Source organism: Henriciella sp., from assembly GCF_049649345.1.
Classification (GTDB): Bacteria; Pseudomonadota; Alphaproteobacteria; order Caulobacterales; family Hyphomonadaceae; genus Henriciella.
In genome coordinates this window covers 1-1,821 of the sequence record NZ_JBARZC010000031.1, presented here as the reverse complement: position 1 = coordinate 1,821, position 1,821 = coordinate 1, and the positions used below count along the sequence as shown (strand labels likewise).

At 63.4% G+C, this 1,821-nt stretch carries 1 protein-coding gene and 1 pseudogene; one reads left to right on the top strand and one right to left on the bottom strand.

Features of this window, described 5'->3' with window-relative positions:
- Window positions 1–214 precede the first annotated feature (214 nt).
- On the top strand, window positions 215–1,414 hold the full coding sequence (locus WA989_RS00765) for a hypothetical protein (RefSeq protein ID WP_424338625.1): 1,200 nt from the start codon (window positions 215–217) through the stop codon (window positions 1,412–1,414).
- 90 nt (window positions 1,415–1,504) lie between these two features.
- On the opposite strand, the pseudogene WA989_RS00760 reads toward WA989_RS00765, so the two are convergent.
- A pseudogene (locus WA989_RS00760) lies at window positions 1,505–1,821 on the bottom strand (hypothetical protein); the annotation flags it as partial.

The window sequence follows — 1,821 nt, the reverse complement described above, 5'->3', positions numbered from 1 at the left end:
GCGGCTCCGGCCCCACCCAGAGCGGCAGTCGTCAGGAACTTTCGGCGATACATGTGGTCCTCCCCAGACTCCATCCTCCATCGAGTGTGTAGGTAAGTAGCACGGTCGGCAAGATTGGCCAGATGCGGCGCCGAGCGGCTCGCGCGCGGTGCCATTGATACGCGTATCCGTGGCCTGTAGATATCGGCGAAATGCGGGGGGGACGGCCAACAGGATGACCAGGTTCATCGTTCATATCGGTGACGGGAAATGCGGCAGCAGCTCGATCCAGAGCAGTCTGTTTGCCGCCCGCACCTCTTTGCGACAGGTCGGACTCCTGTTCGAAACCACCACGCCCAGCATCGGTCATTTCAACCTCGGATCTCTCGTCGGCAAGAAAACCAGGGGCGAGGCGGAACCGACCGCCGAGTCTGCCCGTAGCACGGTCCGGATGATCCGCGAAGCCGTCCGCCCGGGCGATACGGTCCTGCTGTCGGCCGAATCGTTCTTCAACGCATCTCCTGGCCGGACTATCGACCTTCTTCGCACCATCTCTCCGCAGATCGAACACCTCGACGTCATCGCCTACGTCCGCGCTCCCCACAGCATGTACTTGTCCCTTACCCAGCAAAGACTAAAGGGCGACAGCCGATTCACGCCGCCAGAAAGCTACAGGAGGCGCATCGACCTCCTGCTCGACGCCTGGAACTCATGCGCCGAAGTCGGCAGCCTGACGGTCCGCAATTTCGACCGCACCCGCCTGATCGGAGGCGATGTCATCAACGATTTCGAGCATTGTCTGCGCCGCGCCTCCGGCCAAAGCGTTCTGCACCTGCCCCGGTCGAACGAGAACGCCACCCTCTCTGCGGAGCAACTTATCGTCCTGCAGCGATACCGAAGGATCGTCCTCAAAGCCCATGACGGCAAGTTGCATCCCGCTAGCCAGGCCCTGATCCGGTATTTCGAGCGCCTGGACACGCTGGGGTTTCCCGGTAGCAAGCCCGCACTGACCGACGCCGCCCTTGCCAGCCTGTGCGATGCCAACCGCCAGATCGTCGATGCGACCAACGCGCGGTTCCCGGGGCTGGAACTCGGACTGCCGGTCGTCTCCGAGACGCCGCCAGCGGACAGCGATGCTGCGCCTTCCGAAAGCGTGGAAAGGATCCTCGCGGATGTAGATCCGCAGATCCTGGCGGTGCTGCTCAGTCTCGTACCCGGCCTCGAAGCCGAAACCGCGGACCGCAGCGTCGGCTCGGTGGCGCGCCATTTGCAGGAGGCCGCGATGCGTCACGGTATCGACGCAACCCGGCTCGTCGCTGCGACGGTCCGGTTCTGGCGGGAGGTGAACTGCCCGGATCGTGCGGCATCGCTGGAGCGGAACGCCCCTGTCGCGGGCCGTAGGGCACGCGAACGAGCACGGCGCACCGGGGTTTGATGCTCCGCTCAGCCGACACCGATCCCGTCGCGAAGGTTCCGCAATGCCGAAAGCGCCGTTGGTGGCGCCCTGCACGAAGGTCGCCACGCGCTACAGAAGGTAGTCCGATTTCCGCAACGGGAATACCGAGGTTCCATTGAGCCCGTGCCATTCCCGTTCCGGAACATTGAACTTCCGCAGAAGATCGGCGGAAAAGTAGTTCAGAAGGCTGTAGGGCTCAGGAAGCCTGAAGACCATGCCGAGGTTCCGGGCAAGATCCTCCTTGCCGAACTTCCGCACATGGTCCCTCTGGCCGAACCTGCGCTCGGCCTCTTCGTGGGTCAGGGCCGACAGGTCCTCTTCGGATTCTCCGTGCATGAACGGGATGCAGAAAAGATGCAGCCCGTCAGGGGCGAGTGAGCGGTGCA

Bases quoted from the DNA above. Each gene is read 5' to 3' on its own strand.
- WA989_RS00765 (WP_424338625.1), top strand. From the start codon at position 215: ATGACCAGGTTCATCGTTCATATCGGTGACGGGAAATGCGGCAGCAGC.